Source organism: Rhodopirellula sp. J20-39 (genome assembly GCF_057365095.1).
On the sequence record NZ_CP195123.1, the window covers coordinates 1,935,857 to 1,961,482 of the forward strand.

Annotated in this window: 17 protein-coding genes; 8 read left to right on the plus strand and 9 right to left on the minus strand. The window is 57.5% G+C overall.

The window, feature by feature from the left end; genetic code table 11:
• Positions 1-451: 451 nt before the first annotated feature.
• A complete protein-coding gene (locus ACR3ZL_RS07010; protein ID WP_486173320.1) occupies positions 452-1,462 on the plus strand; it encodes a cytochrome C assembly protein in 1,011 nt (336 codons plus the stop codon).
• The gene (gene hemA / locus ACR3ZL_RS07015) at positions 1,459-2,784 is read left to right on the plus strand and encodes a glutamyl-tRNA reductase (protein WP_486173321.1); all 1,326 of its coding nucleotides are present in this window, start codon (positions 1,459-1,461) and stop codon (positions 2,782-2,784) included. The genes ACR3ZL_RS07010 and hemA overlap by 4 nt, the downstream gene beginning before the upstream one ends.
• On the opposite strand, the gene ACR3ZL_RS07020 is transcribed toward hemA, so the two are convergent.
• Both ACR3ZL_RS07020 and ACR3ZL_RS07025 read right to left on the minus strand, forming a co-directional pair.
• Positions 2,762-3,562 carry a TerC family protein gene (locus tag ACR3ZL_RS07020; RefSeq protein WP_473648591.1) on the minus strand — a complete coding sequence of 267 codons (801 nt, stop codon included), beginning with the start codon at positions 3,560-3,562 and terminating at the stop codon, positions 2,762-2,764. The genes hemA and ACR3ZL_RS07020 overlap by 23 nt on opposite strands.
• A gap of 286 nt (positions 3,563-3,848) precedes the next feature.
• On the minus strand, positions 3,849-4,793 hold the full coding sequence (locus ACR3ZL_RS07025; RefSeq protein ID WP_486173322.1) for a nucleoside hydrolase: 945 nt from the start codon (positions 4,791-4,793) through the stop codon (positions 3,849-3,851).
• A gap of 111 nt (positions 4,794-4,904) precedes the next feature.
• Between ACR3ZL_RS07025 and trpD the strand changes: the two genes are divergently transcribed.
• The gene (gene trpD, locus ACR3ZL_RS07030) at positions 4,905-5,936 is read left to right on the plus strand and encodes an anthranilate phosphoribosyltransferase (RefSeq protein WP_473653378.1); all 1,032 of its coding nucleotides are present in this window, start codon (positions 4,905-4,907) and stop codon (positions 5,934-5,936) included.
• A 120-nt stretch (positions 5,937-6,056) separates the two neighbouring features.
• On the opposite strand, the gene ACR3ZL_RS07035 is transcribed toward trpD, so the two are convergent.
• The gene (locus ACR3ZL_RS07035) at positions 6,057-6,749 is read right to left on the minus strand and encodes a response regulator transcription factor (RefSeq protein WP_486173323.1); all 693 of its coding nucleotides are present in this window, start codon (positions 6,747-6,749) and stop codon (positions 6,057-6,059) included.
• A gap of 765 nt (positions 6,750-7,514) precedes the next feature.
• Positions 7,515-10,601: a type II secretion system protein GspD gene (locus tag ACR3ZL_RS07040; RefSeq protein WP_473653377.1), complete on the minus strand. Its 3,087-nt coding sequence runs from the start codon at positions 10,599-10,601 to the stop codon at positions 7,515-7,517.
• A gap of 1,626 nt (positions 10,602-12,227) precedes the next feature.
• On the opposite strand from ACR3ZL_RS07040, the gene ACR3ZL_RS07045 reads away from it, so the two are divergent.
• From ACR3ZL_RS07045 to ACR3ZL_RS07055, 3 genes are all read left to right on the plus strand, one after another.
• Complete coding sequence (locus ACR3ZL_RS07045) at positions 12,228-12,686, plus strand: ferritin-like domain-containing protein (RefSeq protein ID WP_473648587.1); 459 nt, start codon at positions 12,228-12,230, stop codon at positions 12,684-12,686.
• Positions 12,687-12,785: 99 nt separating this feature from the next.
• Positions 12,786-13,049, plus strand: a complete 264-nt coding sequence (locus ACR3ZL_RS07050; protein ID WP_473648586.1) for a DUF559 domain-containing protein — start codon at positions 12,786-12,788, stop codon at positions 13,047-13,049.
• Positions 12,968-13,219 (plus strand): DUF559 domain-containing protein, encoded by a 252-nt coding sequence (locus ACR3ZL_RS07055; RefSeq protein ID WP_473653376.1) that lies wholly within the window; start codon positions 12,968-12,970, stop codon positions 13,217-13,219. The genes ACR3ZL_RS07050 and ACR3ZL_RS07055 overlap by 82 nt, the downstream gene beginning before the upstream one ends.
• A 616-nt stretch (positions 13,220-13,835) precedes the next feature.
• Here the strand turns inward: ACR3ZL_RS07055 and ACR3ZL_RS07060 are convergent.
• Positions 13,836-16,952, minus strand: a complete 3,117-nt coding sequence (locus ACR3ZL_RS07060) for a RecQ family ATP-dependent DNA helicase (protein WP_486173324.1) — start codon at positions 16,950-16,952, stop codon at positions 13,836-13,838.
• A gap of 279 nt (positions 16,953-17,231) precedes the next feature.
• On the opposite strand from ACR3ZL_RS07060, the gene ACR3ZL_RS07065 reads away from it, so the two are divergent.
• On the plus strand, positions 17,232-18,392 hold the full coding sequence (locus tag ACR3ZL_RS07065; RefSeq protein ID WP_473648585.1) for a DUF481 domain-containing protein: 1,161 nt from the start codon (positions 17,232-17,234) through the stop codon (positions 18,390-18,392).
• A gap of 306 nt (positions 18,393-18,698) precedes the next feature.
• Here the strand turns inward: ACR3ZL_RS07065 and deoC are convergent, their stop codons facing one another.
• From deoC to ACR3ZL_RS07085, 4 genes are all read right to left on the minus strand, one after another.
• Positions 18,699-19,463 carry a deoxyribose-phosphate aldolase gene (deoC, locus tag ACR3ZL_RS07070; protein ID WP_473648584.1) on the minus strand — a complete coding sequence of 255 codons (765 nt, stop codon included), beginning with the start codon at positions 19,461-19,463 and terminating at the stop codon, positions 18,699-18,701.
• Positions 19,463-20,317 (minus strand): succinate dehydrogenase iron-sulfur subunit, encoded by an 855-nt coding sequence (gene sdhB, locus ACR3ZL_RS07075; RefSeq protein WP_473648583.1) that lies wholly within the window; start codon positions 20,315-20,317, stop codon positions 19,463-19,465. The genes deoC and sdhB overlap by 1 nt, the downstream gene beginning before the upstream one ends.
• A gap of 115 nt (positions 20,318-20,432) precedes the next feature.
• On the minus strand, positions 20,433-22,439 hold the full coding sequence (gene sdhA, locus ACR3ZL_RS07080; protein ID WP_473648582.1) for a succinate dehydrogenase flavoprotein subunit: 2,007 nt from the start codon (positions 22,437-22,439) through the stop codon (positions 20,433-20,435).
• Between the two features lie 100 nt (positions 22,440-22,539).
• Positions 22,540-23,496 carry a succinate dehydrogenase cytochrome b558 subunit gene (locus ACR3ZL_RS07085; RefSeq protein ID WP_473648581.1) on the minus strand — a complete coding sequence of 319 codons (957 nt, stop codon included), beginning with the start codon at positions 23,494-23,496 and terminating at the stop codon, positions 22,540-22,542.
• A gap of 491 nt (positions 23,497-23,987) precedes the next feature.
• On the opposite strand from ACR3ZL_RS07085, the gene ACR3ZL_RS07090 reads away from it, so the two are divergent.
• Positions 23,988-25,625: an SPFH domain-containing protein gene (locus ACR3ZL_RS07090; RefSeq protein ID WP_486173325.1), complete on the plus strand. Its 1,638-nt coding sequence runs from the start codon at positions 23,988-23,990 to the stop codon at positions 25,623-25,625.
• Position 25,626 lies beyond the last annotated feature (1 nt).

A 25,626-nucleotide genomic window follows, 5' to 3' on the forward strand; every position in this document is an offset into this window, starting at 1 on the left:
TCGCGTCTTTAGGTTGCTGTTGTATTGGTGGGGAGTTCAGTGCTGGGCTCTCACCCTCGCATTCGCCTGAACGGCTTTGCTCGACCTCTCCCCGCTTCGCCGGGAGAGGTTTTCCGCCGGGATACGCCACTTGAAGAACCCCCTCCCCCTGGGAGGGGTCGAGCGAAGCGAGGGGGAGGGCGCGTCTCTAGGTTGCTGTTGTATTGGTGGGGAGTTCAGTGCTGGGCCCTCACCCTCGCAATCGCCTGAACGGCTTTGCTCGACCTCTCCCCGCTTCGCCGGGAGAGGTTTTCCGCCAGGATACTCCACTTGAAGATCCCCGCCCCCTGGGAGGGGGCGAGCGAAGCGAGGGGGAGGGCGGATACTGAAACCATCACCCACCTCCTCTACACTCCAGAACCGTCTCATTGGACGAGTACGAAAAATACATTCCGTTGTGTAAGATGACCGAATGCTCTCGTTCCTACAACAAATCTCTGTGACCTGCTTCACGGCTAGCTACCTTGTCGTGCTGGTGATCGAACTTTTACGCCTGCTTGGGCGATTGCCTGGCCGCGGCTTGGCGGGTTTGATCATGATGGCGGTTGGTATCTTCACGCACGTCACTTACTTAGCACTCCGCGCGACGGTCACAGTTCCGTTGTCCGGCGCGAGCCCTGATGACACCAGTTTGAACGCGGCGGCGGAATTGGGACGATTGGCGACTTGGACGGATTGGTCGTTGATGGTGGCCCTTGGTTTGGCGATCGCCTATTTCGTGCTGTATTTGCGACGACCCGATACCGTGATCGGCTTTTTCTTTCTGCCGGCGATCCTGGCGATGATCGCGTTGGCGATGTCGGTCCGCCACCTGCCCGCGTTTGATCGCGGCGAGGCGGTGGAGGTGTGGCGCAACGTACACGCGATTTCGATGGTGGTGGGTTCGGCAGCGGTGCTGTTTGGATTCCTAGCCGGGGCGATGTACATGGTCCAGTCGTGGCGATTGAAGCGCAAACAAGCCGGATCCGCTCTGCGGCTGCCCACCCTGGAAACCCTGCAAAAACTGAATCGTCGCTGCCTCGTTGCCAGCACCGCGGCGGTGGGCATGGGATTGCTGTCCGGCGTGGTGATGAACCTGAATCGATCCGGCGAGATCCCATGGACCAGCCGCGGCATTGTCCTGTCAGCCGTGCTATTCATTTGGTTGGCGGCGGCCACCGCGGTGGAGTATCTGTACGCACCGGCCAGCCGTGGTCGCAAAGTCGCCTACCTGACGTTGGCGAGCTTCGGGTTCTTGGTCCTGGCCATGTCGGGCGTGCTGACAACTTCCCATGGTTCAACCTCGACGCTACCGGCGAGCGACAGCGCGGCTCCGGTAGACGACGGTGCCCCTGCTGGTATCGTGGCTCCGGCCGAACCGCTTTCGGACGCGCCGAGCGGCACGCCTTCGGATGCATCGGCCGAATCGGGAGTCGAGCGATGACTCTCCAGATGATCGGGTGCAGCCACCACAATACGGCTGTCGAGGTACGCGAACAGTTATCCTTTTCGGCCGAACAGGCTCAGTGGGCGTTGGCGCAGTTTGGGCAGCGATTCGAAGGCGCCGAGCTGGTCGTCCTTTCGACCTGTAACCGAGTCGAACTGTATGCCGCCGGCGGCGCCTTCGGCGTTGGCATCGGCGCGGTTCCGGCCGCGACGGGGACGCTTTCGATGGACCAAGCGGGTCAGGCGCTTAATGAGTTTGTTGCCAAGTGCTTGAACAAACCAGCTGATTTCGTGTCCCAACACATGACCGTCCGTCAGGGCCGTGACGCGATCGACCACTTGTTCTTGGTCGCCGCTAGCCTGGATAGCATGGTCGTGGGCGAGGCCCAGATTTTGTCACAGGTGAAACAGGCCTATGACTTGTCGAACTTGGCCGACGCGACCGGGCCGATCACTCACGCAGCTTTTCAAGCATCCAACCGGGCGGCCAAACGAGTTCAAACCGAAACGTCGATCCATCGACGCCGGTTGAGCGTGCCGAGTGTGGCGGTCGGCGAAGTGGTGCCGGAGGTCTTCGAGACACTGAAGGGCAAACGGGTCGTCTGCTGCGGTGCCGGCGAGATGGCCGAAGAAACGCTGCGATACCTGAAAGCCGCTGGCAGCGATAATATCTGCATCGTCAATCGCGGGCACGACCGCGCGGCCGCACTCGGTGAAGCCTTCGGCGCCGAAACCCAACCCCTGACGTCGCTCGATGAAGCGATCGTGGGCGCCGACTTGTTGATCGGGACCACGTCATCGGAACACCCGCTGGTCGACGCGAGTTCGTTCGCGAAGCTAAACGCAAAGCGGGGTGGTCGAGTCTTGCTTGTCTTGGACCTGGCCGTGCCACGTGACTTCGATCCGGCGATCGGTGACGAAGCCGGTGTGTATCTGTACCAGATCGATGACTTGCGGGCGGCTTGCGATCGCAACCGCCGTGAACGTGAAAAACAATGGCCCAAGGCCAAGCGGATCCTCGACGAGGAAGCCGATCGTTTTTTCCAGTCGCTGCAACAACGAGCGACCGGCCCCATCATCGCGCAGCTTCGACGTCGGGCCGAGGAAGTGAAAACAGCCGAACTGCAACGCTTGATGGACAAGCTAAACGGATCAACTGATTCAGCGATGACCAAAGAGATCGAAAAGTCTTTCGATCGGTTGACCAACAAATTGCTGCATCCACCGATGGCGTCGCTGCGTGACGACGCCGCCGATGGTCATTCTCGTGGGCTGCTGGAAGCCCTGCGGCATCTGTTTAACCTGGGTGATGATCAGTAGCGACGCTCTTGTCGTGACGGGCCAGCAATCGTTTTTGATAGCGGCTTTGAACAAGGTCTACGATGATCAGAGTCGCCAATACGAAGTAGAACGTCGACTTGGACATCGCGTGGACTTCGTGGCCAAACAAGACCACGTGCGCCTTGTGGCCACCTTCGCTGACCAGCATCACGCCGACGATGAACAGGATGAACAACCCCAGCACTTCGTACATCCGGTTCTTCTTCAGGAACTCTGAAACCGAGTCAGCTAAAACCATCATCATGATCCCAGAGATAATGATCGCCACAGACATGATGTAGAGGTTTTCCGTTAACGCCATCGCACTGAGGATGGAATCAAAAGAGAAGACCAAGTTCATGATCACGATCAGCGTGATTGCCTTGGCAACGCTGGTCGTGGCCTTCGTTTCGGAATGCTCTAAATCGGGCTCGGCCAACAAGTGGTAGATTTCTTTGATCGCGGTCCACAAGATGAACGCACCACCAAACAACACGATCAGGCTATGGCCCGACACGGCCATGTCGATGTAGCCGTTGTGAATTTGAAAGAACGGGTCCTCCAACTTTTTGATCAGGTTCACGACGACGAACAGCAACACGATACGAAGAACGATCGCCATCCCGATACCGAGCCGGCGAACCTTTGACTGACTCTCTTCCTCCACCCGTTTACTTTCGATGGAGATGTAAAGCAGGTTGTCGAAACCCAGCACGGCTTGCAACAAGACTAGCATCCCGAGGGTAAACAAACCGGAAATCGAAAACAGTTCAGCCATGTGAATTGAGCGGGCGTGAGAGTATTGGGGTAAGTAAGGTGTGCGGTTGTTCGTGTGCTAGGCGTTGCTAGTGGAGCGGCGCGAGTCGCTGGTGATTTACGAGCCCAAAGCGTGAGCAAGGGATTGCACTGGACGCCCCTTCGCTGGCCCGTCGAGCTAACCGTAACTCATTTCGACTGAACCGGCGCCCTGTAAGCGAACATAGGAGCGAACTGGGGTTAACGAACGGTGTATGCGAACTGGGGCTTGCGCCTCGACGCTTTCGTTTCCAAAATGTGGGGTTTGCTTAGCTGCTTTGTTGGCCGGCGTATCGCATGCTGCGAATGATCGCGTCGCGGACATCGGACACGCTGGCACGAAGAGCGACTTCCATGTTGACGGGCCATTCCGGCCGCATGCGGCGATCGAAGACGGTCATCCCGCGTGTCAGCACACCGGAAACTTCGACGTCGCCCGCCATCTCTTCCCACTGGAAAAAATCCGGCTCCAGCACACTGATCAGGGTGACCGCGTCCTGTAGGGGCAACACTTCGCGGCCCAGCTTTTGATGGCCGACGCGGAACTTGTACGTCAACAAGCGATGCAGTAACTCACCGGCTCGGGAATGTTCCGACGGCAGCTTTTCGATCAGGTCGAGCCCGAATGTGATCGAGTCGGTGACATCCAACGGGATCAGGCTCTTCGTCGTCGGCGAAGCGAAGATCTCTTTCGCACTGGCTGGATCGAAGAAGCAATTCATTTCCGCGACCGCGGTCGCATTACCCGCATGCGAAACGGTGCCGCCACTGATGACCACCTTATCGATCATCGGAATCGCTGCGGGATCGCGACGAGCCAACCGAGCGAGGTTCGAAAGCGGGCCTAAGCAAACCACCGTGATTTCGTCGGGATGAAGTCGGATCAAGTCCGCCATCACCTTTTCACTGGGGTGATCGTTTTGACGGGTCGCTTCGGGGAACTCGCAACCGGCCAAACCGTCGGGACCATTGAGGTGGCTGTCGTCCATCACCGGTGCATCGCTAGGGGCGACGGCGGTCCCGATTCGCGGATAGCGAGCCGGATCCAGCTTGGCGATGATCGCCGACGCGTTGGTGTTGGCTTGTTGCGCGTCGACGGTTCCCGCGGTCGCCGTAATTGCCATGACTTCCAGTCTCGGATCAAACAACGCCATGGTGATGGCGATGGCGTCGTCAATACCGGGGTCACAGTCCAGGATGATTTTTCTTGTCATGGAGTCCAGTCTAGGAACTCCGCCGATCCGGTGAAAGTGCTACTATTGCGGTCTTTCGGAGTCGCCGCTGGCGGCCTGGCGGACATTCACAACGGCCCCTTCACCAACACCATGAACGCAGTGCCCCATTCTTTTGAAAATGTGTCTTTCGAAGACGCAACCCGACTGGCCCGAGCGGGCACGGATTTGACGGCCGAACAAACCGGCGCACTGATCGACACGATGCTGCGAGGCGATGCCCCGGCCGCCGAGGTGGCTGATTTGCTGCTCGCATTACGTGAAAAAGGCGAAGCGGTCAGCGAACTGGTGGGTGCGGCTTCGGCGATGCGGTTGCACATGACCCGGATCGAACACGACCACGACGTCTTGCTCGATACCTGCGGCACGGGCGGCAGTGGTTCGGGGACGTTCAATATTTCAACCGCTGTTGCGATCCTGGCAGCCGCGTGCGGCGTCGCGGTGGCAAAGCACGGCAACCGGAAAGCGACCAGCCTGACCGGATCCGCCGACGTGCTCGAGCATCTTGGCGTGAAGATTGAATCGGATGCCGACGAAGTGGCCCGCTCACTGAACGAACACGGAATCTGCTTCTGTTTCGCGGCCAAGCTTCATCCTGCGATGCGGCACGTGGTGGCGATCCGCCGATCCCTGGGCGTGCCGACGCTGTTCAACCTGCTGGGGCCGCTGTGTAATCCCGCCGGAGCGACCCACCAATTGCTGGGCACCTCGTCACCGCAAACCCAAGCAAAAATCGCGGCGGCGATGACTCAATTGGAAACCCGCCGCAGTTTTGTGCTGCACGCCGAAGATGGCCAGGACGAGGTTTCGCTCGACGGCGTCACCCGCTGCGTCGAAGTCCGGGACACCCAGGAAACGACGCACGAATGGACGGCGGCGAGTTTTGGCCTGTTACCAGCCCACCGCGATGCCCTGGCGGCGGCCGACCCAGCGGCCAGTGCCCGAATCATCCGGGACGTTTTCAACGGCAAAGTGGGACCACAACGTGACACGGTGATCGCGGGCTGCGCGGCAGCGTTGCTGTTGGTCGAGAAAGTGACCGACTTGCGATCTGGAGCTGAACAGGCCGCCGCGGCAATCGATTCGGGCGAGGCAACGGATAAGCTGAAACAATTGGCCGGCTGATTTGCCTTAACCAGCCACCTACAAAACCAAGGTCGTGGACGAGGCTGCGAGTCCGTTCAGCTCGATCCTCTCGCAAGGATTCGTTGCCTCATCCATTACGGTGGCGCCTGACGGTGGAGCCTATTGGGTGTCAGCGGCGGCATCGTCGCCGGACAACTCTTCACCTTCGTAAAGCTCTTCGGCGTCGGGCAGCTTCGGGTCGCTGGGGGCTCGCTTACGAAGTTTCCGCTGCAGCGAACGACGGTGGATGCCCAACCGGCGAGCGGCTTCAGAAATGTTGCCGCCGCAATCGGACAAAACCCGGTGAATGTGTTCCCACTCGTTGCGTGCCAACGATGGTGCTGGGAACGCCAACCCGCCTTCGGGCACGTTGGGTTCATCGCCTCGCAGGAACGCAGAAAGAATGTCGTCAGCGTCAGCGGGTTTACTCAGAAAGTTCACTGCACCGGCGCGAACGGCGTCGATCGAAGCCGGGATACTGCCGAAGCCGGAAAGCATCAAGATGCGGCAATCCGGTTTGATTTCCAACAATTTCCGCAGCAAATCCAGACCACTGCGACCTGGCATCCGCAGATCCAAAACAGCCAAATCAGTGGGAGCGTGCCGGAACACACTGACGGCTTCGTCGTAGTTCGACGCCGTGCGTGCTTCCAGCCCGCGACTCCGCATGGCCATTGCCAATCGGTCTCGCAAAATCTCTGTATCGTCGACCAGCAAGATCGAACTCGCGCCCACCGCTTGGGCTGTGTAGACGGTGGGATCGGGTGCGACATCCGTGGTGGCGTCGTCGTTTGATTCGGGAGTGAGATTCATGAATCGAGTTGCCTCAGCGGCAGAAAACAATCAGTGGCAACAAAAAGCGGGCGAATCCATCGCATCCGAGGCTACTAGAACCTTAACAAAACCCGCCTTGTTTTGCAGCCATGGGGGCGGGATTTGCAGTCAGTGGAGCGAAGCCCGACGTTGTCACACACCAGAGGAGTTTTAGGGTTGAGGTATTGCAATCGGTAGGGATTCAGATTGTGTGTGGGCGGAGGGTTGCTGTTGGGAGTCAGGTTAAGGCTTGGACATTAGCGGAAGTACTGTGGTGATTTTCTTGCTTATCTGAACAGGCGAAAGCCTGGACTCCAGCGGGAGCTCTGTGGTGCTGTTGCCTGTGGTCCTTTTCACGTCTCAGCAACCTAGTGCTTCATCCAGATTCAAGTTGGGTGTAGTGGGCGAGGCGACGAGCCCGTCTGGTTGGTGAGTGGATGGGATTCGTCGCCTCATCCACTACGATCAACCCCAAAATGAAATGTAGCCGAAGCACTAGTGCTTCATCCAGATTCAAGTTGGGTGTAGTGGGCGAGGCGACGAGCCCGTCTGGTCGGTGAGTGGATAGGATTCGTCGCCTCATCCACTACGATCAACCCCAAAATGAAATGGAGATGAAGCACTAGCTTCTAACGTCAACGAAAAAATCCTTTGTGCAAATTTGACTTTGCACAAAGGATTACGAGCTTTTCAGCGAGGCTGCTGGGCTGCTTTCGGCTCAGCCGTTGCGATGAACGACCGAGCCTACTTATCGGGTGGACTGCCTTAGCGGTTCGGATCGAAACCGGTTTGGGCGATTTCCTCTTCTTCCTGGATGATGATCCGTGGGGTCACCATCAACATCAGGCTGGTCGAGGTTCGACCGACACCCACGTTGCGGAACAAGCGGCTGACGTAAGGGATCTTGCTTAAGAACGGGACGCCTCGTTCGTTGCGTCCTTCGCTCATTCGCTTGATACCACCCAACAGAATCGTACCACCATCGGGAACACTCACCGTCGTGCTGACCGAGGTCGATGCGAAGGTGGGCTGTTGAACCGTGGTACCTTGAACGACTTCTTCTTCTTCACTTTCGTCGTCCTCGTTGATCACGCCGTCGCCGTTCGTATCGACTTGTCGATTACTCGAATTGCGAGTGGTGCGATTGCCTTCGTAGGTGAACGTGTTGACTTCACCGATCTGGCTAAAGGTTGGGACTAGTGTCAGTCGGACGAATCGTTTGTCATCGCTAACCACACCTTGCACGTTCAACCGGGTGCCTTCGTCGAGCACGACGATGACGGGTTGTTGAGCGACGGCGAAGTCTCCGACCACAGGCACGATACTGGTCACGAATGGACGTTGCAGCGTGTCTTGGATCGAAGCGATTTGACCATCAAACAAGGTCACCTTGGGTGCCTGCATGATGTTACTTCGAGTGTCACCTTGAGCGGCTTGCAAGAAGAAGAACGCTTCGATGTCACTCAAGATCGCAAACCCGATCGTTGAGATCGAACCGGTGTCAGGAGCACCGAAAGGCGGCAGTGCTGCCCCGGCGGTGTTCTGGTCAAAACGAATGTCGAGGTCAGCCGTTGGCACACCTTGAGCATCCAGGCCGATCGTGACGGCGGATCCGGAGTCGTCCGCTGGGATCGACGTGGCGTTGTCATCGAACCGGATGTCGAAGTCGACACCGATTTGTTCAAAGAACGTGTCGGCCAGAGTGATGAATCGGACTTCGATCGTGATTTGAAGGTTCTGCAAACGTCGCAGGGATTCCAACAGGTCAACGATTTGGTCGTGCACGTCACTGGTCGTGCTGATGACGAGCGACAGGTTTTGTGGGTAAGGAGCCATCGTTCCGACACCACCGAGAGCTTCCCAAGTATCGGGTTCGATGGTTTGTTGGATCAACTGCATCAGCGAGTCGAAGTCGGCCATCGAGCCGCCCCCTCGTCCGCCGGACAACGCACCGGCTGAACCAAGACCGCCCGAGAAGCCGCCTCCGTTGCCCATGGGGTTGTACTGGCCGAGCATGTTCTTGCCCATCGAAGTGGACTGGTTGTTGGACATCCGGCCACCCAGATCGGTCATCGACACAGGGACGACTTGGATATCGGTGGATGGGTTTACCATTTGATACGCTGATTTCAACGCACCGGCCAAACCATGCTCGTAGCCCGAGATAAAGTTCGGGATCGGCGTTACCAAGTCAGCGACTCGGTAGGTTCGTGTTTCAGTCATCGTTCGCCGAGCTTCACGGCTGGTGATGTTCAACACGTCGTTCTTGAGCACAAAGGTCAGGTCCAGGTCATCAAGCAACAGGTTCAGTGCACTTTGCAGTGAGATGCGGTTGTTGATGGACTTTGAAACAGGCGTGTCACGGTTGACTCGAACCGCGGCCAAGGCTCGCGAGTCGATTGCGATCGGGACACCGGTCACGGCGGAGAGGTCGTCGAGGACTTCACCGAGTGGACGGTTGCGGTACTTCAGTTCAACGTCGCTGCTGAGCTTACGTTTAATGTCTTGTTCACGTGGGCTTAGACGGGAATTCGAATCGCCCGACGCGAGGCGTCGACGCGACAATTCTTCCCAGCTTGTAGGATCTTGGAACGAGAACGGACGGTCCGGGTCCGGTGCAATCGCAGCGGCACCGACAGCAAGCATGTGACGGGCGAACCCATCTTCGCTTTGTGCCAGAATCTCTTCATCCATTTGGATTCGCACTTGGGTGCGAGACGAATGGAATAGGCTGGTCGCGATAGGCGAGTCCGGCTTGAGTTCTTGAACTTGCTTGGCGATCACTTCCGCTTCTTGGAAACGGTTTTGTTCCATCAAGTCGTTGAAGGTTTCTACCAAGGAAGAAATTTCTTCGTCGACACGCATCTCGCGAGCCGAGGCGGTTTCCATTTCGGAACGAACCGCTTCGTTGCTTAGGTCCAATTGGATCTTGGCACGGTTGGCTTCGACATAAGCGGTTTGCTCAGCCAAGGCACGTCCCACCATCGCTGACAGCGAGGCTTTGGACGCTTCGTCAATGTTGGCACCTTCGATCTTGCGAGCCAAACGTTTCAGATCGTCTTCAGCATCCAGTGGAGCCGATTCTTTCTTTTCGTTTGCCTTGGCAAGTTCGGTTGTGATTTCGCGGTAGAGCCGTTTGACCGCTTGAGCAGCAGCCATATCGGCTTTCTGGATCGCGGTCAGTGGCTTGTCAGGCGTTCCAGCCGTTGGCATGCGAGTGGGCTGCAAAAGCGTTAGCTTGTCTTGCAACGCTCGACGCGTTTCGGTGGGCAACGTTGATTCGTATTTCCATGCGTCAACAAACTTCGCACGTGCTTCGCTTTGTTTGCCACTGGATAGCAGGGCCATCCCTTCCTGGAACAGCTCTTCGCCGGCACTGTCGCCCGCTTCAAGAGCTTGCACCGGTTGGATGCTGCTTGAGTTGGTGTAGTTCGGTTGACCACCGGCTTGAGCAATCCCGCCAGGGCTTGTGGAGCCGGCTTGGTAACCACTTTGCGAAGCGTAACCGGGTTGGCCCATCGGCGTTGTACCGCCAACTTGACCAATCAGGCCTGCTTGCGGTGTTGCCGCTGTGGTGCTCAAGTCGATTCCGCTACGGCGGGCTGCGGCTTGAGTGTCCAGCAACAATTGCCAGGGGCGAGCATCGCCGGGAGCGAATTCGTTTTGAGCCAATCCAATCGCTTGGGCTTGGGTCGCCAAAGAATAGGCACCCGATACATCGCCACGGTCCAGGGCGGCTCGCCCCATCGCCGTCAGTCGACGTGTTTCTTGTTGGCGTTGAGCCAGGCTGCTTGGTGCCGATTGCGAAGCAGGTGCTTGCAGTAGTTCCGCGTCGACGCCGCGAGCAACCATTTGGTCGCGACGCTTGCGAAGTTCGGCGGTGGCGTTTGCCGCGTCGCTGAGTTGCCCGGAAGCCAATAAGCCGGAAGCGGCTCGATAGGTCCGGATCGCCAAGGCGTAGTCGTTGGACGACATGGCCGAGTCGAGTTGTTGCAACAATCCATCAACCGGCATCACCGCTGGTGACGTGGTCGTGGGTGCGGCGGACGGTTGGCTGGTTGGGGCAGGCGGTTGGCTTGTCGGAAAGCTGAACTGTGCTTCAGCGGACGGCATCGTTGCGATGCATCCGAGTGGCACGATCAACCAGGGCGACAAAACGCCGGCTCGAAGTCGCGAGCGAAGGCGGCCGAGGCCAGTACGACGAACGACCGGTTCCGAGCGTTCTTGCGAAGCACTCCGATTAACAGTCGCCTGGTTTGATCCGGCTAGTGACGAACCCTTCCGCCTGGGCGGGTGATACGAGCGGTTCAACGCGACACTCCTTCTTCGCGGTGAGACATTGGACGATAAATCGGAAAGCTCTCGCGTTCACTCCTGGCCTAACCCCACTTTCCCACGATTCCTTCGTGATGTGAGAGGCCAGTCGTTGGAAATTGACCAACGGAGTCGACGCGGAAACCTTCCGAGTGCTCTGCCAATACGAAGTCCAAGAAACCGGCGTCAACCCGGTTTGACCGTTTTTTATGTTGAGTCGACGAATTCTGGAGCCTTCGTAGGCTCCCGTGAATGCCCCACACAGGACGATTACGCCATGGCGGCACGAAGATCAGCGGGAAATTAGGTGTCGCAAATACCAAGAAACCCTGTTCGAATGTGTGATCGAATCGATTCATGGTAGCTCTGTAGGCCACGCCGTCGTTAAGTGCTGAGAGGAAAGTGACCTACATTCCCTGACGAAGTTTAGGGAAAGGTTGTGGTGGCCTGGGGGTGAGGGCCGCCGCTGGGGGCGAGCGGGGCGGGGCGCTAGCTAGTTGCTGTTGTATTGGTGAGGATTCCGTGCCGGGCCCTCACCCTCACATTCGCCTGAACGGCTCTGCTCGACCTCTCCCCGCTTCGCCGGGAGAGGTTTGGAGTGGGTTTTGTCGGGATCCGCAACTTGCAGAACCCCTCCCCTTGGGAGGGGTCGAGCGAAGCGAGGGGGAGGGCGGATCGCTAGCTTGCTGTTGTATTGGTGTGGATTCCGTGCCGGGCCCTCACCCTCCCATTCGCTTGAACGGCTTTGCTCGACCTCTCCCCGCTCCGTCGGGGGAGGTTTGGGGTGTGGTTTTGGGCTCGGAATACGCCACTTGAAGATCCACTCCCTCTGGGAGGGGTCGAGCGAAGCGAGGGGGAGGGTGGGTCGCTAGCTTGCTGTTGTATTGGTGAGGATTCCGTGCCGAGCCCTCACCCTCGCATTCGCTTGAACGGCTCTGCTCGACCTCTCCCTGCTTCGCCGGGAGAGGTTATGTAGGTTAGGCCGCGTTGAACGTGACCAGCTATGAACCCTTTGAGGTGGCCTATTTCTAAATTTCCGAGGCGAGCTTAAACGTAATCGAAGTCGGGGGAAATCGCGGGGAACGGTGTGTTTCGAAAGATTGATCATTCGCTACAATTCAAGCTGAACCTACCTATCCCCTCTCTAGCCCCATAAAGATTCCCATGGCCAGTCAAGAATTACTCGATTGCCTGAACGAGATCCTCAAGCACGAATGGACCGGCGTCGCCCAGTACTCGCAAGCTTCATTCATTTTGGAAGGTGTTTGGCGTGAAGTGTACGCGCCGAAGTTTGAAGGCGATGCAAAGGAATCGTTCGGTCACGCTCGTCTGATCGGTGACAAAATCGCTGCATTGGGTGGTGTTCCTGTCGCGACTCGTAACGAAATCAAGCAGAGCAAGGATCTGCGTGAAGTGCTTGAGTTCAGCCTGGCATTCGAAGCCAAGGCAGTTGAAATGTACACGAAGGCACTCGAATTGGCTGAGCCTCACCGGGCCCTGGTTGTCTTCCTGGAAGACATTCTGGCCGACGAGCAAGAAGGCGTGGACGAATACACCAAGTTGCTCCGCGATGCTCCAGCACAAACTGCCGCAACCAGCGACTCAGCTCGCAAGAGTGGCTAGTTGTAGCGTTGAACGCTCCGCTTCGTCTCTCCTTCGCATGGAGGAGGGACGGTGAGCAACAAGCTTGATCATCCTGCGTGCAGCCATTTTGGTACTCCGATGCCAAACCGCGATCCCATCGCTGATGCTCGGGAGCTTCGTGATCGACAAACGAAGGCGGAGGCGTTGTTGTGGAGCGTGCTGCGGGGAAGGCAGGTTTGCAATTTGAAGTTCCGCCGGCAGCACCCGGAACCCCGTACTTGCTGGACTTCGCTTGCCACGCGAATCACTTCGCCGTCGAAATTGACGGTGGCTACCACGACTACCAGTACGACCGAGATCAATCGCGTGAAAGATACTTGGTTGATAGAGGGTGGACGGTGATTCGTTTCGCTAACGATGATGTGCTGAAAGACGTGGAAGCGGTCGCGGTCGCCATCGCTCGGCACATGGGCATGAAGTACGAGTTCACCAAACGGAAAACCACTAGCTCGAGTGTGCGGGATCGTCAGCGGATTGCAAAGGATCGCGAACAACGCGGTCTTCGTGATTGAAGGGTTTGGTGTGTTGCCAAAGGGCCGCTCCCACTGGGAGGAGCGAGTGGGACGGCACGTCGCTAGCTTGCTGTTGTATTGTTGGGGATTCCGTGCTGAACCCTCACCCTCGCATTCGCCTGAACGGCTTTGCTCGACCTCTCCCCGCTTCGCCGGGAGAGGTTATTGTTGGAATGCATTGTTGGAAGAACCCCTCCCTTTGGGAGGGGGCGAGTGAAGCGAGGGGGAGGGCGGATCGCTAGCTTGTTGTTGTATTGGTGTGGATTCCGTGCTGAACCCTCACCCTCGCATTCGCCTGAACGGCTTTGCTCGACCTCTCCCCGCTGCGCCGGGAGAGGTTATTGTTAGAATGCATTGTTGGAAGAACCCCTCCCTTTGGGAGGGGTCGAGCGAAGCGAGGGGGAGGGCGGATCGCTGGCTTGCTGTTGTATTGGGGTGGATTTCGTGCTGAACCCTCACCCTCGCAATCGCCTGAACGGCTCTGCTCGACCTCTCCCCGCTTCGCCTGGAGAGGTTTAGCGTGTTGGGTTAACAGGGGGCCGAGGTATGCATTTAAGCGGGGCATTTGCGAAGCAGGTCAATTCGTCTTTTCGGCGGGACTTCGTACCGCGCCGGGTTAACCCTCAATTTGGTCGATGGCTTGCGAGAGGATTCTTTCGCGGTCGGGGGTGCCGCCCCAGGCTGGGTTGACGTGGTTGCCAGCGCGGGCGGCGGCGACGAGGTGCGCTAGCAGTCCTTCCACCCGGACTCCGCGGATTTCGCTGATTTGGTCCAGGGTGTATCCGTCGCGGCAGAGCTTCCAGGTCCAGTAGCCGGGGTTGCTGCTACCGGTTTGATTTGCGCGGGTGCCGGTGTTCGATGGGACTGGTGGTGGAACCGGTTCGATAGACTGCGTTGGTTGTTTTCTGACCGGCTCGGGTGCAGGTTCTGGTTGACCGGCGGGTTCCGATTGGCGAACAGCCTCTGGATTGCTGGCGAGCGGCTGTTGCATTGCGGGAGACGGTTTGTTGGATTTCGGAGGCGGGCCGTGTTCCGCTTCGTGTTCCGACATGGTTTGCGTGATCAGGTCCAGCAGGTCGCTGCCGTAGGCTTCCATGAACTCGTTGCTGACGCCGGAGATGGATTCCAACTGAGTGGCGTTAGCGGGACGACTTTCGGCTAACCGCTCAATCGTGGACGTGCTGAGGATCTTGTGAGGCGACACGGCGAGCGCGGCCGAACGCTTGCGGCGGAATCGTTTGATCCGGTCCACCAGCTCTCGGGTGAGGCCGGCATCGTGGTCGTCCTCGATCAAGTCGGCAACCGATCCACCGGTTCCTGTGGTGAGGTTGTTGACTAGGCTCGTGACGGGGCCAGAAGCGGAGTCTGTCGATTCGCGGGGGCTTGTAATAGGGTCGATGGCGATGGGATCGCTAACACTGGCCTTGCTTGGCGTGTCGGGTTCAGGTGTTGAGTCGGAAGCTTTTTCCGGCGCCGGTTCTTCGTCGTTTTCGACGTCACCGGATTCAATTCCGGCGGCGACGGTTGCTAACTTTTTGGCAAGCTTGTGTTTGATTTGCACGGACGCGGGAAGCGGTTCGGCGCAGTTCATCACACGCCGACCAATGTCGGTGATGTGGATCGTCGGACGTCGTTCGCTGATCTCTTTTTGTTCAACAAGGCCTGCGTTCAGTAGCCCGTCGAGCACGTCACTGAGTTCGGTTTGGGTGCAGCCGGTCAGCATGCCATAGGTGCTTAGCCGGTCGAGTCGAAGTTGGGTCACCTTCTTGTTTTTGGAACCGGCCAGCATCTGGGCAACAAGGTTTTTGCCAAGGCGGCCATGGGTCCGAACCACGCCCGATAGCGTGACGCGAATCGCCGTCAGAAGACTGCGTTGATCGATGTCGGGATAGGCGATCGACATCGAGGGAGACGGTACGTTGGAACCGGAGACCATGTCTCCAGACACCACCGTGCCAGACGTCTTGATCAGTTTGCCGCCAACGGGATCGCATCGATCGCATCGGGTGCAGTCTTCGGCGTTGGGGTCACCAAAGTAGTCCAGGATGACTCGTTGGCGACATGAACTGGCACGAGCAAACTTGATGACGGCGTCAAGCTTTTCGTATTCCGCTTGCTTGCGAAGGGCGAGTTCGTTGAAGTCAATGTTAAGGTCGTTGAACTTCAGATCGCGACGCGTGATGTGGACGGCTCGGCCGCGGAACGGTGGGACGTAATCGAACGCACGTAACTTGGTCAGTTCGCGTAGTTGGGCGGTGACCTTGGCTCGATCCAGTCCGGCTAGCTTGGCGAGGTAGTCCGGCCGCACGTACACGTCTTCGCCACGGCGGTCGCCGATCACTTTCTCGACGGCGGTCATGACCTTGCGTTTGGTTTTGGCTTCGCGAGGTAGAAAGTCGAGAATGGTGGGCGCGTCCGAATCGATTCGGATGACAGCTTGGTTGGAGCCGGCGTCGAGTCGTTTGAGAACACCGGCTCGCGCGAGCAGGGTTTCGGCGGTGCTAATCGCTTCGGTGCCGTCGCGTGTCTGGATACCTTCTTTGACTTGGTCCAGGGTGAGTTCGATCGGGTCTTCTTCCCGCGATAGCAAGAATTCGTAGACCTTCTTCACCGTAGCCGCGGAAGGGTACCGGTTCTCGATGAAGAACTCTTGGATCTGCCGATCGAAATAGGCGAATAGCAACAAACAGTCGCTCATTTCGCCATCACGCCCGGCGCGGCCAGCCTCTTGGTAATACGCTTCCAGGGATCCTGGAATGTTGAAGTGGACGACGAACCGAATGTCGGATTTGTCGATGCCCATACCAAAGGCGTTGGTCGCCACGATCGCGGACAGTTCGCCCTTCATGAACGATTCCTGAACACGCCGACGATCGTCCGGATGCAGTCCGGCGTGATAGGCACCGACTTTCCGGCCGGTCTTTTCCGGTAACCACTGGGCGATCTCTTCGCAGCGTTTACGGGTGGCGGCATAGATAATGCCAGTGCCGTCGCGGTACTTCAGGTATTGTTGCAGTGCGATCTGTTTGGCGGTGTCGTTGTTGCACGACTCCACCGCGAACTTCAAATTCGTGCGGGCGAAACCGGTGACAAATACTTTGGGCGACTTCAGGTTCAGTAAACCGCAAATGTCGTCGCGAACGGTGGGGGTCGCGGTGGCGGTCAGAGCGATCGTTTGCACGCCATCGAGATAGCGATCGCGGAACCGGCCCAGCCGCGAGTAGTCGGGGCGAAAGTCGTGACCCCATTCGCTAACACAGTGGGCTTCGTCGACGGCTAGCAGCGACACGTCGGCTTTGGCGACGGCTTCGAGGAAGCGTCCGTTTCGCAGGCGTTCGGGGGCAACGTAGATCATGTCCAGTTCGCCGCGCACCATCGCTTCCATGACCGATTCTTGTTGGCCTTGCGACAGCGAGCTGTTGATCAGTTTGGCTCGGATGCCACGTCCGACCAATGTGTCGACTTGGTCTTTCATCAACGCGATCAGCGGCGAGACCACGATGGTGGTGCCTTCGCGGGCCAGTGCAGGCAGTTGGTAGCACAAGCTCTTGCCGCCGCCAGTGGGCATCACGCATAGGCAGTCGTTGCCGTCGGCGAGAGCATCGACGACATCTCGCTGGCCGGGCCGGAACGATTGCAGGCCGAACCGGGGTAGCAGCGATGCCGGATCGGAAGTGGTCGGCCGAACGCGATGGGACTTCGTGGTGTTCGAAGGGGTCGCGGAGGGGGGCATCCAAAACGCCTGTGTGAAAAGAGTTCCTTGCTATTGGGCCGGTCACTGCGTTTTAACAGTCGACGACGGCTGACGTTATAGCATGTCCCTGGTTTGCTGGACAAAAGTGTACGAAATCGATCTATCTGGAGACGCTTGGTTTGGGATACAAGCGAGTCGGCGGTTTGTCGGTTTATCGTTTTTTGCTGGCCGATTTGTCGGCGGCTGGAGAACGTTTGCTAGGGCAATCGCGTGGGCTGGATTCGCGGCCTGAATGAAATTGTTTGTTGGAGAATCATTATGAATACTCATCCTAAGTCGGTTCAGGTGGTGTCAATGCCGCTGAACGCATTGTTTGGGATCGTTGTGTGTCTATTTGGCGGCGCATTGTGCACGACAGCGTCGGCTCAAAGTTGGAAGTCGGGCGAGGCGAACTGGAACGGATCGGGATATCAGTATCCCCCCACGCCGGCTCCGGTATTGGCAACGCCCGCTTCGGCGAACGCCAACACGCAATTGACCAATCCGGTGCCGTCGATGAACGAGCTGCCGGATGAGTGGACGGCCGAATTTGGATTGTCGGAATCGACATTGGATCTTCCAGTGCTGGAGGCGCCGATGGCGTTGGACGCGGCCTCAGCCAAAACACCGAGTGCTCCGTTACCACTGACCGACGGAGCGATCGGATCGGGCACAAGCGATGTTGCTCTGCCGATGGGAGCGGCGATCGCTGATGGAGAAACGTTTGATCATCCGCCTTTGCAAGACGAGGCTGTGCACTGGTATCAAGTGCCGTGGCGTTGGATCAGCAAGGGCTGGGAAAACCATGCGGAATTTGGTTTGGACGGAAGCAGCGGTAACGCGGACACGCTGGCAATCCAAACCGGTTTGGAGATGAAACGAAAAACCAAACGATACACTTTGGCACTGGACTTCGATTACCGCCAAGCGAGCGCGAGCAACACGACGACGGAGGACAACGGCCGTTTCAATCTTGATTACGACCGGCTCTTGAAAGACTCCCCTTGGAGCATGTTTGGGAAGTTTGGGATGGAGTTTGATGAGTTCAAAGCGTTTGACTTGCGACTGAACCTCAACGGTGGTTTGGGCTACTACTGGGTCCGCAACGACAAGACGAACATCGTCACCCGTTTCGGTGCTGGTGCGTCGAAGGAAATTGGATCCCCCGATGATGACTGGATCCCTGAAGGCGTGTTCGGCTTTGAAGCGGACCACCAGTTGTCGTCTCGCCAAAAGGTCAAAGCGAAGATCGATTACTTCCCAGCGTGGGATGACTTTAGCAACTACCGATTGGTAACCGACGTGGCATGGGAAACGCTGGTCGATAGCAGCGAGAATCTGTCTCTGCGATTGTCGCTAACGGATCGCTACGACAGCACACCACAGGGTGCGAAGCCAAACGATTTTTATTACTCCGCGTTGCTGCTTTATAAGTTTTAGGTGGGTTGGTTGAGGCTTTGCGTGACGGAGTTGTGTGGAGCCCTCACCCTCGCATTCGCCTGAACGGCTTTGCTCGACCTCTCCCTGCTTCGCCAGGAGAGGTTTTTTGTTGGAAATAAGTTGCTCGAAGAACCCCGCCCCCTGGGAGGGGTCGAGCGAAGCGAGGGGGAGGGCGTGTCTCTAGCTTGCAGTTGTATTTGTGGAGAGTTCAGTGCTGAGCTCTCCCTCGCAATCGCCTGAACGGCTTTGCTCGACCTCTACCCGCTTCACCGGGCGAGGTTCTTTGTTGGCTGGCTCGGAGGGGCGTCAATAATCCGACTTGGGGCCTTCGGTGGTGGCTACCACGATGGGAGGCAGTCCCAATTGTTCGCGAAGGGGATCGAGGAGGCCTCGAGTTCGGCTGGAGCCACAGCGGGTGGCGCCGATCTTCTTGACTGCGATCAGATCGTCGAGGTTGCGGACTCCGCCGGCGGCTTTGACTTGCACTTCGGGAGCGGTGACGCGGCGCATTAGTTTTAAGTCTTCCATCGTCGCGCCGCTGGTGCCGAAACCGGTCGAGGTCTTCACCCAGTCGGCCTTCAATTCAGAGCAGATCTCGCAGAGCCGCGTTTTTTGGTCGTCGTTGAGATAGCAGTTTTCGAAAATCACCTTCACTTGGCGGCCCGCTTGATGGGCCACCTCGATAACGGCAGCGATGTCGTCACGAACGTAGTTCCAGTTGCCGCTGATCACGTTGCTGATGCTGCAGACCATGTCGAGTTCTTGGCATCCATCGTCGATCGCTTGCAGTGCTTCGGCTCGCTTGATCGCGGTTGTGTGCCCACCATGAGGGAAGCCGATGACGGTCGAGGAGATTACGTTCGAGCCAGCCAGTCTTTCGCTGCAACGTTTCGCATAGTGCGGCATGATGCACACGCTGGCCACGTCGTAGGCCAAAGCTAGGTCGATACCCGATTCAAAATCGGTGACCGACGAATTGGGCTGCAAGATCGAGTGATCGATCATTTTGGCAAGGTCGGTGTAACCGAGTGATCCCAGATCGGTTGTGCTTTCGTCTTGCGAGCCAGTCATTACTTATCGAACCATTTTTTGATCGCGTGCAGCGTCGTGGCGCGACCGGCTCGGGCGATCGAAGTCGTCAGTGGAATTTCCTTAGGACAAACCGCGACGCAGTTTTGAGCGTTACCGCATGACGCGATTCCACCGGGACCGGCCAAGGCTTCGAGGCGATCCGACGCGAGTGACTTGCCGGTGGGATGGTTGTTGAACAGCATCGCTTGAGAGATCGCATGCGGCCCAACAAACGCTTCGTCGAAGTCCGCATCTTTGCGAGCTTCGAACTCGGCGTCGGACTCATTTGGCTTTTGTGTGTCTTCGATCTTGTTGTATTGCGGGCAAGCTTCCACGCAACAACCACAGCTCATGCATTGGCTTAGCGGGTAGTTGCGTTCCTGTTCTTCGCGAGGGATCCGTTCACCGGGGCCCAAGTTGTAGTAGCTGTCTACAGGGACCCAAGCTTTGACGCGTTCGAGACCGCGGAACAAGCGTTCGCGGTCCACCATCAGGTCGCGGACGACGGGGAACTTTGACATGGGTTCCAAAACGATTTCGTCAGCATTGTCAGCCAGCAAACGGTCGACCAAGGCACTGCAGCTTTGACGAACTCGGCCATTGATGACCATCGTGCACGAGCCACAAACCTCTTCCAAGCAACCGCAATCCCACGCGACGGGGGCCACGGCGCGGCCATCGGTGTTCTTGGCCTGAGCAGCGATCCGTTGCAGAACGCTGATGACGTTCATTTCCGGTTCGTACTTGATCTTGTGAAGTTCCCAGTACGGCTTTTGCCCTGGGCCGTCCTGGCGACGGACACGCACATTGATGAACTCGGGACGGTTCTTGGCCGAAGGTTCCAGGGCGATCATCGTTTGAAAGACTCGTGAAGGGTGAAAAACAGGATTGGCTAAGGTGTCAGGTGGTTCACACTGGAATCGTAGTAGCGGGTCTACCGATTCCGTCGCAACCGTGATGGGGGAAGGTCTAGATCGACGAGGTCAATTGCGACGGGTCGGGCTGGTTCGCCTTCATCGCGGCTCGTTCGTTCCAAACTTGTTCGATTTCTTCCGCACCCACCAAACCGTACAGACGCGGACGCGGTGGTACCAAGCTGGTGTCGACCTCTTCGTAGTTCAGCTCGACTTGGCGAGTGTTGCTGTCGTACGTCGTGATCGAGCTTTTCAGGAAGCGGCGATTGTTTTCTTCAAACGCATCGCACCACTCTTCGGCTTGTCGGCGGCGTTCGACAGGATCATCGGACGTTAATGAAGGCTTAGCGAAGGCAGGCTTGAAGTGGGCACCGCGGCACTCGTCGCGAGCCAGTGCTCCCTTCAACAACGCTTTGGCGAGCGGGAACATGTCCTGCAGAGCCTTGGCGAAGATCACGTTTTGGTTGGTCCAAGCACCGGTGTCGGCCAGGCTGACCTTCATCGCACGTTCGTGCAATTCGTCAATCTTGGCGACGGCCTCGGTCAGTTGTTCGTTCTTGCGAACCACCGTGGCAACACGCGTCATCAAGTCGCCCAGTTCTTGGTGGATCAAGTAGGGGTTCTCATCGCTGCCGGGGTTGCCCTTGAGCAGGTTGTCGTGTCGATCTTGTTGCACTTTAACGGCGTTTTCCAGCACGGATGCTGGCACGTCGTCGCCACCGGATGTTTGCGATGCAGCGTAATTGATGATCGACGAGCCAGTGAACAGACCCGTGAAGATGCACGAAAGCAGCGAGTTGGCACCCAGTCGGTTGGCACCGTGGTAGTGGTAGTCGCACTCACCGATCGCGTACAGACCGTCAATGTTGGTCATGTGGTTGCGAGGGGCACCGGCTTCGAGTCCACCATCGGCACTCTTGACGTAGTCGGCCCAGAGACCGCCCATTGAGTAGTGAACCGCGGGGAAAATCTTCATCGGTTCGTCGCGTGGGTCGACGCCCTGGAACTTTTCGTAGATTTCCAGAATGCCGCCAAGCTTACGATCCAGTTCGGCTCGTGGAATGTGGGTCAGGTCGAGGTAGACGCACATTCGGTCGTCTTCCACGCTAAGCCCTTCGTTGACACAAATGTCGAAGATCTCGCGGGTCGCGATGTCACGTGGAACCAGGTTGCCGTATTCGGGGTAACGTTCTTCTAGGAAGTAATAGCGGTCCGCTTCGGGGATTTCGCGAGGCGATCGTGGGTCTTGCGGAGTGCGAGGAACCCAGACGCGTCCGCCTTCGCCACGAGCCGATTCACTCATCAATCGAAGCTTATCGGCCCCAGGAATCGCGGTCGGGTGAACCTGGATGAATTCAGCGTTGCCGTATTTCGCACCCGCTTGGAAGCAACGGCTGGCCGCACTTCCGGTGCAGAACACGCTCATCGTGCTGCGCCCGTAGATCAGGCCACAACCGCCGGTTGCGACCACGACCGCGTCGGCGGGGAACGACCGGATTTCCATCGTCGTCATGTTTTGGGCGACGGCACCACGGCAGCGGCCGGTTTCGTCTTGGATGGGGCCCAAGAAGTCCCAAAATTCGAACTTGTTGACGACGCCTTCGACTTCCCGGCGACGCACTTGTTCGTCAAGGGCGTAAAGGAGTTGTTGGCCGGTGGTCGCGCCAGCGAATGCGGTTCGCTTGTAGAGTGTGCCCCCGAAACGTCGACGGTCAATGAAGCCTTCGCCGGTACGGTTGAACGGCACACCGAGGCGGTCCATCAGTTCGATGACTTTCGGTGCCCAGAACGCCATTTCTTTAACGGGCGGTTGGTGGTTCAGGAAGTCACCACCGTAAACGGTGTCGTCGAGGTGCTTCCATTCCGCGTCGCCGAGTTGGCGGGTTTGATCGTTGCAGCTGTTGATGCCGCCCTGTGCACATACGCTGTGGGAGCGTTTGACCGGGGTCAGGCTGATCAGATCAACGGTGGCACCGAGTTCGGCGAGTTTCATCGTCGAGGCCAATCCGGCCAGACCGCCACCGATGACGACCACGTGAGCGGGTTTGTTAGAAGCTGCCATGTTCAAAAATCTCTTCGGTAGACCGACGTGTTTGAATGTTGGGTAGAGGCGATGGTGCTGGTGAGACGTTTACCCCACGCATGCACCTAGCGGCGAGGAATCACTCTGCGGCGGGCGTGGGTTTGGCGGTGGGTTCGGTGGCGGACTCTTCCGTGTCTGCTTCGACTGGTTCCGCGTCAACGGACTCCGTCTCAACCGCTTCCACTTCAATCGATTCCGTTTCGGTTTCAGTCGGTTCTGTTTCGAGCGGCTGCTCGGCTTCGTAGCGTTTTTCGGGCAAGTCGTAAGCCAAGCCCGTCTTGACCGCGGCCTCGTACATTTCGTTTTCCGTTTCGCGAGCTTGTGCAATTTCTTCCGGTCCGGGACTGACCGCTGCCCACCAAGCTGCCGTACCGATCAACGCCAAGACGACGCCGAATGCAGTGCAGACTTTTGTGGCTCGTTCCTGTGCGGTTGGTGTTACCCAAAGTCCCCAGGTGATCCCAGCGGTCCAAAGTCCGTTGGCCAAGTGGTAGACCGTGGCCAAAACACCAATCAGGTAGAACGCAGGCCAGAAACCCCAGATGAAACGGTCCATCGACATCGCAAGCGAAGAGGCTGCGTTGTAAGGATAGAAGTTCGCAAAGCCCAAAGGTTTCACGATCGCTAGCCAAGGACTCGCGTGGAACCAACCGTGCAAGTGCAGCACGTGAACCATCAGGAAGACGAACGCAATCAGTCCGGTCCAGCGTTGCCAAACGTAGCGTTTGTTACCGGTGAATTGGTACTGGCCAAGATTCGAGCGGCCGGTGCGAATGATCCAAACACCCAAAATGGCGTGGAACAACAGTGGCAAGAAGATGCCGCCCCATTCAACCAGTGGCAGTGCCGCACCCAAGGAGTGGATGTAGTACACCGCCCGTTGGAACGTTTCGGTTCCATTGAGCAGGCTGGCATTGGTTGTCAGGTGAATGCACATGTACAGCCCCAACGGGACAATGCCCAGGAGCGAGTGCAGGCGCCGAATCGCAAATTCGTGACGGACAAAAGTAGCTTGCGAGCGAGTGAGTTCGGACACGCGGGTGAGTTGGGTCGGAGGAAGTTGGCACTCAAGACGAACCGCCCACCGGTCGCGTATTCACCAGAAGAAATGAAACTTCATGGAGAAAATCAACCACCGTGTCGGCTCCGGCCCGAAGTGTAAGACTTTTTGAGCCGGGAAGCTACTGTCATTGATATGCCTGCGACTTTTCCACGCAGGCACAACACATTTTTAGATCCGGACAACCGGTATCCCCTACCCAGAGGCATGGTTTCGAACCTAAGTCCAGCGGGATTTCCGGCCCGGCGCGCCCTGTGAGCTAGGCTTTGTCGCCTAGAGGGGATAACCCTCGATATCCCCGCCGGCGGAACGGATCCGGCTGACCAAGCCCACCAAACAAACAAAGCGTTGCCACGGCCACGCCATCGTTGCGGCCAACACATCGTCACGACCTCGACATCGCCACGACCGCGCGTTCGAAACCTACGCGACAAGAATACTGCCCGCTCACTTTTAAGAGTCTGTTCATGATCCAAGCAAAACGAACCGTCAACACCGATCAGCTTCGCCGAATGCTGAAACGTGGATTGCTGGGGACGCTGGCCCTGGTCTTTGTCGCTGCGGCACTGGGCGCGGTGATGTGGTTCTACATCTTTTGTCGCATCGAAGTGCCGAGCGGACACATCGCGGTGCTGATCAAGAAAACCGGTGCCGAAATCGATAACTCCACCGAGATCGTGTCGGTCGATGAGTTCGGCAACTACAAAGGACTGCAAGAAAAGGTGCTCACCGAAGGCCGCTATTTCTACAACCCATGGAATTGGGAATGGGACATTGTCCCGCAGGTTGAGATTCCCGAAAACCGACTTGGTGTGCGGATTCGCTTGTACGGCGACGATCTCGATTACGGCAATCTGATCGCGGACCAACCTTCCAAGAAAGGCATCGCGTCGGAAGTCCTGCGTCCGGGCCGGTATCCCATCAACGCGATCATGTACGAGGCGGAACAAGAGCCGAGGATCGATCGGGATAACTACGCTGAGCTGATCGAGTTGCACGAACCGGTCGTCGTGCCGGCTGGCTTTAAGGGCGTCGTCACGTTGCTGTCGGCTCCGATGGCGGAAGATCCCAATTTGTTGTTGGTCGATTCAGGCCGACGGGGCGTGCAAGCGGAAACGCTCAATCCAGGCGTCTACTACATCAACCCCTACGTCCAGCGTGTCAATTTGATTGACTGTCGTAGCCAACGCTTCAATCTGGCCAATGGTGGCGAAATGGGCTTCCCCAGTCGCGACGGCTTTTGGGTTCGGTTGGATGGTCGAATCGAATTTCGTGTCGATCCGGCTCGGGCCGCCGAGGTCTTTGTGACCTACAACGATTCCAGCAACGATCAAGGAATCGAGACACGCATCGAAGACGAGATCATTGCCAAGATCATTCTTCCCAACGCTCGCTCGTTTTGTCGATTGCGAGGCAGTGACAACTCGGGCCGAGATTTCATCCTAGGTGATAAACGGTTGGAATTTCAAAAGGATTTCCAGACCACGCTTGAGGAGACCTGCAAGAGCCAAGGTATCCAAATCATCCAGGCATTGATTACTCGCATCCTACCGCCACAGCAAATTGCTTCGCCGGTACGCGATCGCCAGATTGCGACTCAACAGGCCCAGCAGTATGTCAAGCAAATCGAACAACAAGCCAGTGAGCAACAACTGCGAATCGAGCAGGAACTGGTTAAGCAAAAAGAGGCCCTCGTCGAAGTCGAGCGGGAAGTGGTCAAGCTGACCATCCAAGCTCAACGCGAACAAGAAGTTGCCGTCATCGAAGCGGAACAGGGGCGTAAGGTCGCCGAAGTTGAATTGGCGGCCGGGATCGACCAAGCCGGTGCGATTACCGCCATGGGCGAAGCCCAAGCGGAGGTCGTCAAGTTCGGCAACGAAGCCGATGCGGCGGGTTGGGCCAAAGCGGTCGAAGCCTATGACGGCGACGGTGACCAATACGCTCGCTGGGTGATGCTGAAGAAGCTGGCACCTAGCTTCCGTCAGATGATGGTCAACACCGCCGACAGTCCGCTGATGGACATCTTCAACGAATTCAACAACGGTGATGACGCATCCGAAGATGCCGCTGCCAAACCATCCACTCAAACCAACAACAAGGAATAAT